Origin of the sequence: Peptostreptococcus anaerobius 653-L (genome assembly GCF_000178095.1) — a bacterium.
GTDB lineage: Bacteria > Bacillota > Clostridia > Peptostreptococcales > Peptostreptococcaceae > Peptostreptococcus > Peptostreptococcus anaerobius.
This window is the reverse complement of the sequence record NZ_ADJN01000063.1, coordinates 65,093-77,964: the sequence shown is the minus strand read 5'-3', so window position 1 is coordinate 77,964 and position 12,872 is coordinate 65,093. Positions and strand designations below refer to the sequence as shown.

13 protein-coding genes and 1 riboswitch are annotated in these 12,872 nt (G+C 34.7%); of the genes, 6 read left to right on the top strand and 7 right to left on the bottom strand.

The features are described from left to right. Positions 1-97 precede the first annotated feature (97 nt). The 4 genes from HMPREF0631_RS08055 to HMPREF0631_RS08040 all read left to right on the top strand — a co-directional run bounded on the left by HMPREF0631_RS08055 (position 98) and on the right by HMPREF0631_RS08040 (position 3,382). Entirely contained in the window at positions 98-454 is a 357-nt protein-coding gene (locus HMPREF0631_RS08055) for a hypothetical protein (protein WP_002844300.1), read from the top strand. Between the two features lie 166 nt (positions 455-620). Beyond that, positions 621-719: riboswitch (SAM riboswitch) on the top strand. A gap of 65 nt (positions 720-784) precedes the next feature. Beyond that, positions 785-1,753 carry a methionine ABC transporter ATP-binding protein gene (locus tag HMPREF0631_RS08050; protein WP_002844318.1) on the top strand — a complete coding sequence of 323 codons (969 nt, stop codon included), beginning with the start codon at positions 785-787 and terminating at the stop codon, positions 1,751-1,753. Further along, complete coding sequence (locus HMPREF0631_RS08045) at positions 1,743-2,396, top strand: methionine ABC transporter permease (protein ID WP_002844325.1); 654 nt, start codon at positions 1,743-1,745, stop codon at positions 2,394-2,396. The genes HMPREF0631_RS08050 and HMPREF0631_RS08045 overlap by 11 nt, the downstream gene beginning before the upstream one ends. A gap of 167 nt (positions 2,397-2,563) precedes the next feature. Next, positions 2,564-3,382, top strand: a complete 819-nt coding sequence (locus HMPREF0631_RS08040) for a MetQ/NlpA family ABC transporter substrate-binding protein (protein WP_002844330.1) — start codon at positions 2,564-2,566, stop codon at positions 3,380-3,382. 124 nt (positions 3,383-3,506) lie between these two features. On the opposite strand, the gene HMPREF0631_RS08035 is transcribed toward HMPREF0631_RS08040, so the two are convergent. After that, positions 3,507-4,541 (bottom strand): DUF1002 domain-containing protein, encoded by a 1,035-nt coding sequence (locus tag HMPREF0631_RS08035; protein ID WP_002844317.1) that lies wholly within the window; start codon positions 4,539-4,541, stop codon positions 3,507-3,509. A gap of 174 nt (positions 4,542-4,715) precedes the next feature. Between HMPREF0631_RS08035 and HMPREF0631_RS08030 the strand changes: the two genes are divergently transcribed. Beyond that, the gene (locus HMPREF0631_RS08030) at positions 4,716-5,171 is read left to right on the top strand and encodes a type I restriction enzyme HsdR N-terminal domain-containing protein (RefSeq protein ID WP_002844290.1); all 456 of its coding nucleotides are present in this window, start codon (positions 4,716-4,718) and stop codon (positions 5,169-5,171) included. Positions 5,172-5,320: 149 nt separating this feature from the next. Here the strand turns inward: HMPREF0631_RS08030 and HMPREF0631_RS08025 are convergent, their stop codons facing one another. Then, positions 5,321-6,274 carry a polysaccharide deacetylase family protein gene (locus HMPREF0631_RS08025; protein WP_002844361.1) on the bottom strand — a complete coding sequence of 318 codons (954 nt, stop codon included), beginning with the start codon at positions 6,272-6,274 and terminating at the stop codon, positions 5,321-5,323. A 206-nt stretch (positions 6,275-6,480) separates the two neighbouring features. On the opposite strand from HMPREF0631_RS08025, the gene HMPREF0631_RS08020 reads away from it, so the two are divergent. Further along, complete coding sequence (locus tag HMPREF0631_RS08020) at positions 6,481-6,975, top strand: rubredoxin-like domain-containing protein (protein WP_002844354.1); 495 nt, start codon at positions 6,481-6,483, stop codon at positions 6,973-6,975. Positions 6,976-7,068: 93 nt separating this feature from the next. On the opposite strand, the gene HMPREF0631_RS08015 is transcribed toward HMPREF0631_RS08020, so the two are convergent. The 5 genes from HMPREF0631_RS08015 to HMPREF0631_RS07995 form a co-directional block, all read right to left on the bottom strand. Then, complete coding sequence (locus tag HMPREF0631_RS08015) at positions 7,069-8,340, bottom strand: dihydroorotase (protein ID WP_002844341.1); 1,272 nt, start codon at positions 8,338-8,340, stop codon at positions 7,069-7,071. A 52-nt stretch (positions 8,341-8,392) separates the two neighbouring features. After that, positions 8,393-9,643, bottom strand: coding sequence for an ABC transporter permease (locus tag HMPREF0631_RS08010; protein WP_039866485.1), 1,251 nt, complete (start codon positions 9,641-9,643; stop codon positions 8,393-8,395). Position 9,644: 1 nt separating this feature from the next. Next, complete coding sequence (locus HMPREF0631_RS08005; protein WP_334290569.1) at positions 9,645-10,331, bottom strand: ABC transporter ATP-binding protein; 687 nt, start codon at positions 10,329-10,331, stop codon at positions 9,645-9,647. Between the two features lie 7 nt (positions 10,332-10,338). Next, entirely contained in the window at positions 10,339-11,481 is a 1,143-nt protein-coding gene (locus HMPREF0631_RS08000; RefSeq protein WP_002844340.1) for an efflux RND transporter periplasmic adaptor subunit, read from the bottom strand. Between the two features lie 372 nt (positions 11,482-11,853). After that, complete coding sequence (locus tag HMPREF0631_RS07995; protein WP_002844370.1) at positions 11,854-12,708, bottom strand: sulfurtransferase; 855 nt, start codon at positions 12,706-12,708, stop codon at positions 11,854-11,856. Between the last annotated feature and the right edge of the window lie 164 nt (positions 12,709-12,872).

Below are 12,872 nucleotides of genomic sequence, written 5' to 3'. Positions count from 1 at the left end.
AGCCATCCCTTTTATAATTAGTAAATAATATATGAATAAGTTGGATATTGTGATAAAATAAAAATAGACTAATATTTTTATAATTGTGGAGGATAAAATGGCAAAGAATAACAAGAAAAAACCTAAGGCGTATTACGATAAGAAAATTACAACAAAAACTGATAAGAAGAACGATAAACAACTAATGTCAAATTCATCATTTGTGATGGGACTAGGATTTTTGATATGGATGTATTCTAGATATGTTAGTAGGTCTTCTTACACTATGCTTACAGCCCTACTAGGTCTTGGAGTTATGCTATATGGTGTCATACTAAACCTTAAAAAAGACAAGGAAAGAGGTAAAGAAATGACTACTTTGCTAAAGGTAGCTGACTATGGAATGATTTTTGTAGTAGCAATAGCCTTGATTTTTTATTTAGTTATTACAGTCAAGTCAGTCAGCAAGATGTAGTCTTTATTTAGTGGATAATTTTTATAGTTTGCTTGGGAAAATTCAGACTTTTTGCGATTATCATAAAAAGTTTAATTTTTTTCTTGACTTTTTACTAATAAAGAATTATTATAGATATAAGAAATTACTAGTACATAAATTTAGCTACTAAATTACAATTAAATATCTCTTATCGAGAGTGGTGGAGGGACTGGCCCTATGAAACCCGGCAACCTGATTTGATTAAGGTGCTAATTCCAGCAGCTAAAAAGCTGATAGATGAGTAGAGTCCTGTGTCTGGGTTATTTACTCAGGCATTTTTTATATTTAATTATGAAAGGAGAAATAAAGTTGATAGAAATAAGAAACGTAAATAAATATTTTGGTGACACACAAGTTTTAAAGGATATAAATATCACTATTAAGGATGGAGAAATTTTTGGTATTATAGGTCATAGTGGTGCAGGTAAGTCTACACTTCTTAGGTGTATAAATAGGCTGGAGGATTTTTCGTCAGGTCAGGTGCTAATAGATGGTACAGATGTTGGTAAGTTAAATGAAAATGACCTTAGGGACTTGAGAAAAAACCTGGGAATGATATTCCAACATTTCTCATTACTTGAGAGAAGAACTGTTTTTGAAAATGTAGCCCTTCCTATGGAATGTTTTGGTTATAGCAAGGACCAAATTAAGACAAGGGTTGAGGAACTTCTTGACCTTGTTGGTATTCTCGATAAAAAGGATGACAAGCCAAGAAACTTGAGTGGTGGGCAAAAGCAGAGAGTTGCTATTGCAAGAGCTCTTACAATGAATCCTAAGGTTCTCTTGTGTGATGAGGCAACTTCAGCACTTGATCCCAAGACTACAAAGTCTATTCTTGAACTTCTAAGGCAAATCAGCGGAAAGTTAGGGATCACAATTATAATGGTTACTCACCAGATGGAGGTTATAAAGCAGATTTGCACAAGGACAGCGATTATGGATGCTGGCAGGGTTATTGAGATGGGTGATACTGAAGAGGTCTTTCTAAAGAGCAACAAGGCAATAAGAAAACTACTAGGCGAAGATAATATAGTATTGCCACAGGGTAATAATTTAAAACTACTATTTACAAACGACAAGTCAAATGAAGCTATAATAACTTCGATGGCAAGGGAGTTGAATATAGATGTATCTATAATATACGGTAGACTAGAAAAATTTAGGGACGATATTCTTGGTTCTTTGATAATAAACATACCAGATGGTTATGTAGACAGCGTAAAGGACTATTTAAATAGACATGATATGATATGGCAGGAGGTAGAAGATGAGCTTTAGTGATTATATGACAACATTATTTATGCCAGCACTATTACAGACAGTATATATGTTGTTTGTACCTACAATTCTGGCAACACTGATAGGGTTTGTAATAGCCGTTGTGCTTGTAATTACAAAATCAGACGGACTAAAACCAAATAAGTCAGTTTACAGCGTTTTGGGATTGGTAGTTAATATGGTGAGGAGTTTCCCATTTATTATACTACTTATATCTATAATACCGCTTACAAGGTTAATAGTTGGTACATCAATAGGGGAGACTGCAGCCCTTGTACCTATAACAATTGGTTCAGCACCCTTTATAGCTAGGCTAATAGAGTCTTCTTTAAATGAAGTTGATCCAGGGCTTATAGAGGCAGCCAAATCATTTGGGGCAACTAAGAGACAGATTATATTTAAGGTCATGCTAAAAGAAGCAACACCATCAATAATATCTGGAATAACACTTGCAATTATAACAATATTAGGATATACAGCTATGGCTGGAGCAGTTGGTGCAGGTGGACTTGGTAATGTAGCCTTGATGTATGGTTACCAGCAATTTGATAAGAATGTCATCCTATATACAGTTGTGGCCTTAATACTTATAGTACAAGTCATACAGTGGGCAGGAGACTTACTATACAAGAAGAAAAAGTAGTACAATAAGAAGAAATAAATTTATTCGTAAATATAAGACAGTCACAAGAGACAGTTACAAGATATATTTAGAAGAGGTATTTATAAGAGTTGTGGTAGTGCACGATCACCGCTCTTTGGATATATAGAAATCATAAAAATTATTTATAAAAATTAGGAGGATTGTATATGAAAGCAAAGAAATTATTATCATTAGCATTAGTTGCAGTATTATCAGTAGGCCTAGTTGCTTGCGGAGCTAAAAAGGATTCAGGAAAGTCTCAGGGAGATGACAAGACTATAGTAGTTGGAGCAACTGCCAACCCACACGCAGAGATACTTAATAAGGTTGTAAAGCCATTACTTGAAAAAGATGGATATAAATTGGAGGTAAAAGTATTTAACGACTATGTACTTCCAAATACAGCATTATTAGATAATTCACTAGATGCAAACTACTACCAGCACGTACCTTACCTTGAAGAATTTAATTCTAAGAACAAGACAGACCTTACATATACTGTAAAGGTACACTTAGAGCCTATGGGAGCATATTCAAAGAAGATTACTAAGATTGCTGATTTAAAGGACAAGGCTGTAATTGGTGTTCCAAATGACCCTACAAATGAGTCAAGAGCTCTTCAGTTACTTGCAAAAGAAGGTCTTATAAAGGTTGCTGATAAGAAGTTATTGACTAAAAATGATATCACAGAAAACAAGAAGAACATAGTTATAAAGGAAATAGGTGCAGAGCAGCTACCAACTTCATTACCAGACCTTGATCTAGCAGTAATCAATTCAAACTATGCTATAGAAGCTAAATTAAACCCTACTAAGGATTCAATTGCTATAGAGTCTAGTGATTCTCCATATGCTAACATAATAGCTGTTAAGAAGGAGAACAAGGATAGTGAAAAAATTAAGGCCCTTAGTAAGGCTGTTACTTCACCAGAAGTTAAGAAGTTTATTGAAGATACATATAAGGGAGCTATAGTAGCAACGTTCTAATAGGTGTTCATTAGTTAAAGATTATATAATAAGTATATAAATGATTAAATGCAATAAATTGAGTAAATGTAATAAATAAAAAATATCTAGGTCAATAACCTAGATATTTTTTTCTATTTATACTTTAATTAAAGAACGAGTCTATAAAAGCCTTGATCTTTTCCCAAATTCCTGAGGCTTGAGCCTTGTTTGCATTATTAAATATTTTTTCCTTGGCAAAACTAGCAGCTTCATTAGTTGTGCTGACTACTGCATCCTTTGATAGCTTAGAGTCGTCAAACTGGTTGAAAAACTTATTGGCATCCTTGCTATTTTTTAGCCATGAAGTGGCCTTATCTATTATAGCTTGTGCATCTATATTTTCACCATTTTCCTTAAGCTTTGATACCACATTTGCACTTACATTATTTAGGGTATCTTTTACATCATTGTAGTTATAGTTTTGGCTACCGATATTTTTTAGAAGGTTGACAATCACGTTTATGTCACCAGTATTAAGATTGACATTGTATGTTGCAGCAGCATCTTTTACTGCTTTTTCTATTTCTGATTTATTTTTTAGGTCGTCTTTTATGACTTCTTTTTTTGCATCATTGATTATGCCAGTTGCCTTTTCTTGACCTATCTGGTTGGCTAGTTGCCCAGTTGTAACCAACTCTTCATTGGCTAGCTTTTTCTTGGTCTCAGTAAGGTTGCCACCAGTAGACTTTTCAAAACCAATGATTATTCCTGTAAGGGCACCAGTACCACTGACAGGGAAGGGAGCTGCAGCTACAACATTTGCATTTTCTACTCCTGCTGTAGAAAGAGTTGATGCAATCATTGAGCTTGTAACCCATGTTATATTAGATGTCTTAACATTTATGCCACCGCTAGTTGTAGGTACTACATATGAAGAAGACATAGTCACATGACCTAACTGAGCCTCTGGAGCAACTCCTGCTAGGTACTTTCTTTCCTGTTGGTTATTAACATATATTATATTAGGATTGTTCTCATCTACACCAAAGTATGATAGTATACTTGCCTTTTGGGCAGGCTTAAGGTTGGCTCCTAGAGAGATGACTTCACCAGTTGAATCAGCCCTTGAAAGCGAACCGGTAGCCAAAACTAGTAGGGCCGAACATAGAATAGTACTTATTTTTTTCATTATATTCATTTTATTTCCTCCTTAGCACATTATAGTGCATAATTATACTCACCTTACTTACATATAGAATAAGGCAATTTTCTTAATTATACCTTTAATCCATATAGACTTTATGACCAGTAAATGGTATAATAAAACTAGCACATATTCTGATAGATAGGAATTTTTAAAAGGAGAATAATTATGTCAAAAGAACTAGTGAAAGATAGAGTAGTTGAGTATTTAATACAAGAGTTAAATGTACCTGAAGATATGATAGAGATAGATACACCACTTGATGAATATGAAGAAGGTGTTGAAGGTATCCTAGATATCACAGTAGTAGCTGAAGATGAGGACGGATGCTTACTACCACTCATGGTTATTAAGTGTATTGATGATGACATCGAGCTAGACCAGAGTGTTGTTGATGCTAATATAGACGAGTTAGAGTTGATAGATGATACTACGCATGTAGGTAGAATGATACTTACAAACGGTGACCAGATGATGTATACAGATTGGAATGGTACTGAGGTGGATGAAGATTCAGACCTACCTAACTATGAAAAGATGCTTGAAGAATACAAGGCAACAGAGAAGGAATACCTAGATTATGTTGCAGAGCATCCTGAATACGAAGACGAGCACGAACACTAAAAATGTTTCCAACATAATTTTAATTACAAAATTATGATTAAAAAAGGATGAGTTCCTATAAACAGGTACTCATCCTTTTTTTGCATATTTTTGCATAAAATAGCCCTTTAATAGAGCATATACTATCAAAGGGCATGTTTTGTATTTAGTTAAACTAGAGTCTTGAACTGGTAACCTTGAGACTTGTAATATTTAATTATCTTGTCAAGAGCCTTGACAGTTTCTTCCTTACCATAAGTATCATGCATCAATAGAACCACAAGGTTTTTACCTTGGCTTGATTTAACAGCAAGTTCGTATAGTTGGTCGGCATTCTTTTTTGGACCTTCTGCATCTGAATTAAGTGCATTCCAGTCGATTGAAGCCATATTATTCTTGATAAGATAGTTGTTTAGAGGTTCTGTTTTCTGCCAAGATATCTGGCCACCAGGACATCTAATAACTCTTGTTTTAAAGTTTTTACCTAGAGCATCTGAAATAAGCTCATCATTTTTCTTGAAGTCACTAGTAAAGTTGTCTAGATTTAGAACTCTACCTGGATAAAGGTGCTTGTAATCATGTGAATATGAATGATTTGCTATTGCCATTCCAGCATCGTATTCGTCCTTCAATATCTGAGGGGCACCATTCATCCTAAGTGATTTACCAATTACAAAGAAAGTTCCTTTGACGTCATTATCTTTTAATATCTTTAATACATTAGGTGTGTTTGTCAAAGATGGGCCGTCGTCAAAAGTAAGGAAAACTTCTTTTTTTCCACCATTTTCATAGTCATAGGCATTAAGTGAATTCCATACCTTCTGTGCATCTACACCATACAATTTCTTTTCTTTAGCTCTTTGTCCTACTACAGGACCCTTTTCTTCCTGATCTAGCTCACGATCTAGGGCTCTTTTTTGCTCGTTTCTGGCCTGAAGTGCTTGACGATCACGCTTATATGAAAGGCCTATCTTTATAGAGCCTGCTACTGATACCGCAATAATTAATAACAGGAGTATTTTCTTTAAATTTCTAGATTTTCTCTTTCTAGGTTTCCTGCGTTTGTGTTTTTTGTCTGATGATTCAAAATCAATATTTACATTTCTTCTTTTCTTATCTCTCATAACTACCTCCATTGTCCATATTATACTATAAATGCTAGTATAAATAAACATATATAGCAATATTAATTGATAACAATTTCTTAATTTTTATTTAAGAAATCAAGAAATTGTTATCAATTAGTTAAGTTGACTTATATATGTTTTATTTCTCGAATTATGGATATATATTTAATAGAATAGTGATTATGTTAGAGAAAGGGTTAGCAATGAAAAGATATAAGTGTAAAGAGTGCGGATATATACACATAGGTGATGAGATACCGGGAGTATGTCCAGTATGTGGTTATGATAGTGAAGTATTTTATGAGATGGAAGATACTGATAAGGATAAGACATATAAGTATTATGATATGATAGATAGCCAAAATGATGATCTTTTGCAACTTATTAGGAGTACAATCAAGGATTCAAGTGACCTTGCTAGTTTGGCTCTTGCCATGTACGTGCAGGCGGAGGACAAAGAGAAAAGTTATGATGCTGAGCTAGTCAAGGATACTGCCTTTAAACTCCTGAATACTTCATCAACTCTTACTATGTTTTTAGGAGAGGATTTAGATTTTTCTACTGAAGACAATATTGAAATTCTTAAAAAGAGACTTAGTAAGTTAAATACAAATTTAGAGAAGATTAGTGATTTGATGAGGGAAGACTATCTTGAAGATGAAGCAGAAATAGTAGACAAAACCCTAATAAATTTATAGTATACTAGTAAAAGACAAGCAGGTGGATTTATTTCTAACTGCTTGTCTTTTTATTATAGTATTATTTAAGATAATATCTATCTGTATTATAGATTAGTTTTCCTTATATACTATTTTACCGCCGCATATTGTATATTTCACTTTTCCAAATAATTTCCATCCTATAAATGGAGAGTTGGAAGATTTTGAGTGGAATTTTTCTACTGTATATTCTTCATCGGGATTGAATATGCATATATCTGCTACCTTACCAACAGATATATCACCCCTGTCAAGTTTGTAGTAGTTGGATGGGTTGATAGTCAGCTTGGACAACATATGAGACATTGATAGTCTGTTGGTTTTTACTAGTTGGCTAACAGATAAGGCTAGGGCAGTCTCAAGTCCAATGATACCACTAGGAGCCTTTTTAAATTCTACATTTTTTTCTTCATCAGTATGTGGGGCATGGTCGCTTGCAATCACTTCAATAGTGTCATCTATAAGACCCTGTATTATTTTTTCCCTGTCATCTGCTGTCCTAAGTGGTGGGTTCATCTTGGCTAGGCTAGAGTATTTTAAGACGTCTTCCTCTGTCAAGGTGAAGTGGTGTGGAGTGGCTTCTGCTAGGATTTTAACACCGATTGACTTGGCATATCTAATGAAGTCAACTGAATTTCCAGAGCTGATATGTTGGATATCTATACAGGCACCAGTTTCTAATGCCAACATAGCATCTCTTGCTACCATCAAGTCTTCAGCAGCTTTTGGAGCACCTACAAGTCCAAGTTTTTCTGCTACAGGTCCATCATTTACACCATGTGTTGTAATCAGCGAGTTGTCCTCCTCGTGTAGGGCAATTATTACATCAAGGTCTTTGGCTATTTTCATAGCTTCACGAAGGATCTTGGTAGACATGACTGGAACACCATCATTTGTAAAGCCTACAGCACCAGAATCTTTTAGTGATTTCATATCTACTAGCTTGTCCTTGAAGTCGTGGGTTAGGGCAGCTTCTTGGAATATATTTATAGGGCAATCCTTAGCTTTTTCTTTTATATATTCTAGAGTTTTCACAGAATCCACCTTGGGATTTGTATTGGCCATAAGTAGGACACTTGTAAATCCACCAGCAGCTGCAGCCATAGATCCAGTAAACAAGTCTTCCTTGTGAGTAAAGCCAGGGTCCCTGAAGTGAACATGGATATCTATTAGACCAGGTGATACAACACATCCTTTGGCGTCTATTATCTGGGTCTGGTCGCAAGGGGAGATTTCAGTAGATATTTCTTTTACAATACCGTCTTCAATTAATAGGTCTGAAATTTTCTCAAACTTTGTTGCTGGATTGATGATCAAGCCATTTTTTATCAATATTTTGTTCATAAGCTTCTCCTTTTTAAAAAGAGATTAACCCAAAAGAGTTAATCTCATAATTTTATTTATAGATTATTTTTATTGGATCTAGTTTGGATGCCTTGTAGGCAGGCACTAGACCGAATATTATACCTGTTAATACGATAGCTATAAATGAGTATAGAAAACTATTAAAGCTAGGTATAGGTTTTATTGGTAGGTAATTTCTTGAATACATAGTTATAGCATAACCTACAATAACTCCCATAACTCCACCAACAGATGTTATAAATACAGATTCAACCAAGAATTGGAACAAGATAGTACGAGGTTTTGCTCCAAGGGCCCTTCTAATACCTATTTCCTTACCACGTTCCATGACAGATACGTACATGATGTTCATGATGCCGACACCGCCGACTACCATAGATATTATAGTGATAATTCTTACAAATTTATCTATACCCTTAGTCATAGCTTGTGTAGCTTTCTGGATTGAAGACTGGTCATGAACCTTATACTCACCATTACTAAGGTTAGGGTGGAGAGTATTTAATGATTCTATAACTTTGTCAGTGACAGCCTTTAAATTTTCGCCATCATTAACAGTTACCTTTATATTTTGAACATCATTTGACTGAGCCAGTTTACCTGAAAGGAATAAAAATGATGTTTTTGGAACTACTGTATAGTATTCTGCTGAATCGAAGTTAGTACGGTCTCTAAATTTCTTTTCCGTTGCATCGTATATTTTCTTAGAGTCGCTTACTCCGACTATCTGGTAGACTACCTTGTTTAGTTCAATACCCTTACCAATAGGAGACTCTTCATCGAAAAGGTCTTTTGCCGCTTGGTCTGGTATAACTGCAACCCTAGAACCTTCATCAGATTCACTAATGGCTCTACCCTTAATGATTTTGTATTTCGTATCAGAAGGATCGATAACTGCTAGGGAAGTGGACTTGTCGAAGTACTTTGCTTCACCGTAGAATGCATCATCTCTTGTACCTGGTGCAATTGCCAAGGGCTTGTTGTGAACCTCAACCTTTTCAACACCTTCGATTGCCTGTATTATCTGTAAATCAGATTTAACAAAAGGCTGAATCAAAGCAGTAGAAGAGTTACTGTCATAGCTTTTGTTTTCGTAATAAATAACTGCAGTGTTAGGTGCAAGTGACTTGAAGGTAGACTTGAACATTGAACTCATAGCATTACCCATAGCACTTACAAATACTACTGAAGTTATACCAATGATTATCCATATGAAGGCAATCACTAGTCTAAGTTTGTGTCCTCTAAGATTGGCTGCTGAATTTTTAATTAAAGTTAACATATTAAACAACCCCCTCTACAAAGACACCGTCTTTTAAATTTACGACCCTTGAGGCATATTTTGTCATGTCCAAATCGTGGGTTACCATTATTATAGTTGTACCACTCTTGTTTAGGTCGGTTAGAAGGTTCATAATATCCCTTCCTGTATCAGAGTCAAGGGCTCCAGTCGGTTCATCAGCAAATATTATGCTAGGATTATTGACTAGGGCTCTTGCAATAGCAATTCTTTGTTTTTGTCCACCTGATAGGTGGTTAGGGAATGCGTCTTTCTTGTCCAAAAGACCAACATCTTCAAGTCTTGACTCTATTAAATTCTTTCTAGTATTCTTATCTTTAACACCACTATATACAAGTGGTATCTCTATATTCTGGTAAACAGTAAGAGTATCTATAAGGTTGAACTGCTGGAATACATAACCCAAACTAGAGCACCTGTATTCAGACCTTTGATTTTCATTAAGGTTGCTGACGTCCTTACCATTAAAATAAAACTTACCCTTGTCTATCTTATCCAAAAAACCAAGTACATTGAGTAGGGTAGTCTTACCACTACCTGATTTACCCATTATCATCAAAAATTCACCACTCTCAACTTGGAGATTTAAATCTTTTAATACATGGATTTTTTCCTTACCAACCTTGTAATACTTTTGTATATTACTCAATTCAATTTGCAAATTTACCACCCCTTCTTTACTTTTTTGAAGCGGAAGCGTTAGATTTTTCTCCAGTACCTGGAACTGGGTCTCCGTCCTTCATTGTCTTTGTAGGGTTCTTGATCACAATATCATTTTCATTTAGGTTTCCAGAAACTGTAACGTACTCATCACCTTCAGATATTATTTCAACATTAACCTTAGTTAATATGCCGTCTACATTAAGAAGAACATATACTTCATCTCCGTTATTGATAATAGCCTTAGAAGGAATCTTATGCCTGTCTGTGTTAACTTCTATAGCTGCCTGTGCATGATAGCCGTCGATTATACCTTCTTGAGTGTCAAAAGTAAGTGTCACAGCATAGAATGATATATCTGAACCTCCAGAAGATTCTCCAGGAGCTGCAGCACGTGGTGGGCCAGAAGATATAGGTCTGTCAGATATAGAGCTAACTCTAGCCTTGACAGTTTCTCCAGTAGATAGGATAGTCACATCAGATGTCATATCTGCCTTGACTTTGCTCAAGTCCTGTTCGCTTATTTGGCCACTCATTACATATTCAGTAGTCTGTATAGTCATTATAGACGAATTTGAATTAGATGATGAGTTACTATCGTTATTTAAGTACACTTTACCATCAATAGGTGACTTAACCTTAGTGTAGGCTTTAGCATTAGCCAAAGATAGGTTGGAGTTAAGCGTAGATATTTGACTATTTATGGAGAAAAGGTTTGGATCATCTGAATTCATGGATCTTTTTTCCTTTATCAAGTTTGATATCTGAGTTTTTATCGAAGCAATCTCAGCTATTGCAGCCTCATCCTTTACTATATACAGCACATCACCTGTTTTAACTGTTTGACCGTTGCTTACCCTTATATCTGGAGTAGAGCCATTAGCTGGACCAGCTATCTCCTTGCTCTTGCTAGGTATTATAAGACCGTTAATAAATATTTTTTCATTTTCTGGCACCATATAAGTCTGAACCTGTGGCACATCTGGTTTTCTAGTATTATTGTATATAACCAAACAACCTACTGCAACAATGACGCACACTACAGCGACTCCGATATAAATTTGAATTTTTCTTGTTTTTTTGTTATCTCCCTCTTGTCCATCTAAATTCTTATTAGTGATTTTTGATAGACTCTTGTTAATCTTTTCTTTTAAAGACATTGTTTCCTCCTGTAGAACCTAGATTACTAGGTATAGTTTAGTTAAAAAGTCTCAACTAGAAGAATAAGTTGAAGACTAGTAGTTTTAATAAAGTATTATTCCATTGTATATAATGAAAAGAATGACATTAATTTCAATAATTATAGGGCACAGAGTAGTTAAAAATGCTCAAAATACCCCCATAGTATATTTCATTACAGTTATTATTTTACATTAATATTAGTGTAAATGCAAGTTTTTTGTTGAGAATAATATTCTTAAGAAAAAAGAATTATTAAAAAGACATAGTAATATAAAAAGGCATACGGGCTCTATTTTATAATCGTAAAAACTTAGCCGTATGCCTCATGAAATGTTAATTTTAATATATTTTTATTCTTGACCCGTCATTATATCATTATCTTGATAGCTAATCCAGTCAGAGTAGCTACCTGGGTAAACTTTGTAGTCTATACCAACCTTGTCAAGGGCAAGAGCATTGACCATTAGGGAAATTCCTGAACCACAGTATATGATTATTTCCTTGTAATCGTCCAGTTTTTTGAAGTGGTCTTTAAGGAATTCGTCAGACTTAAACGAAGTGTCTTGTATATTTTCAAGATTCATAGTATCCATAAAGAAGTAGTTTTTTGCACTAGGTATGTGACCGGCAACCCTGTCAACAGGTTCTTCAAGACCTAAATACCTATTGTGTGATCTGGAGTCTATCAGAAGAGTACCTTCCTTATAAAGAGAAGATTTAACATAGTCCATATCTACAAAATAAGAATTGTCAATTTTTATGTCTAGTTCCTTATCAGATTTTACTGGAGTATTAGGGCTAGTTTCAACCTCGCCACCATTTGCTTTGTAGGCAGTGAATCCACCATCAAGGCAAAAAGCTCTTTTTATGCCCAACTGATTTAGCTGGAAGACTAATCTAGCTGCTCCCTGCATATCTCCGTCATCATATGTGATAATAGTAGTGTCATTATCAACACCAAAATTTTCTAGTACAGTCTTTAAATCTTCAGGTTTTTTGAAAGGATGTCTACCACCGTGCTCAGATACTGGATCAACTAAGTCGTGTTCAATATCCATCAAGTAGGCACCCTTAATATGTCCCTTAGAGTAGGAGTCAACACCGTATGTTTTGTTCATAAGGTCAAACCTACAGTCGAAAATTACAATTTTATCATCTTTCTTTTTCATTTCATTAAATTCATCAATACTAATTAATCTTTTCACTGGAACACCTCCATCAATATTTATTTACTATTATTATACCACATATATATTTCTTAAACACTTATTATAATATAGGGCTTGAGCATCCTAAATAAAGCTGTTTTAATTACAACACTATAATATATTAAGAATATTTTTTAAAAATCAATATATTACTGTAAATA

Coding starts and splice junctions, on each gene's coding strand:
- HMPREF0631_RS08055 (WP_002844300.1), top strand. CDS start 98: ATGGCAAAGAATAACAAGAAAAAACCTAAGGCGTATTACGATAAGAAA.
- HMPREF0631_RS08045 (WP_002844325.1), top strand. CDS start 1,743: ATGAGCTTTAGTGATTATATGACAACATTATTTATGCCAGCACTATTA.
- HMPREF0631_RS08040 (WP_002844330.1), top strand. CDS start 2,564: ATGAAAGCAAAGAAATTATTATCATTAGCATTAGTTGCAGTATTATCA.
- HMPREF0631_RS08035 (WP_002844317.1), bottom strand. CDS start 4,541: ATGAATATAATGAAAAAAATAAGTACTATTCTATGTTCGGCCCTACTA.
- HMPREF0631_RS08030 (WP_002844290.1), top strand. CDS start 4,716: ATGTCAAAAGAACTAGTGAAAGATAGAGTAGTTGAGTATTTAATACAA.
- HMPREF0631_RS08025 (WP_002844361.1), bottom strand. CDS start 6,274: ATGAGAGATAAGAAAAGAAGAAATGTAAATATTGATTTTGAATCATCA.
- HMPREF0631_RS08020 (WP_002844354.1), top strand. CDS start 6,481: ATGAAAAGATATAAGTGTAAAGAGTGCGGATATATACACATAGGTGAT.
- HMPREF0631_RS08015 (WP_002844341.1), bottom strand. CDS start 8,340: ATGAACAAAATATTGATAAAAAATGGCTTGATCATCAATCCAGCAACA.
- HMPREF0631_RS08010 (WP_039866485.1), bottom strand. CDS start 9,643: ATGTTAACTTTAATTAAAAATTCAGCAGCCAATCTTAGAGGACACAAA.
- HMPREF0631_RS08000 (WP_002844340.1), bottom strand. CDS start 11,481: ATGTCTTTAAAAGAAAAGATTAACAAGAGTCTATCAAAAATCACTAAT.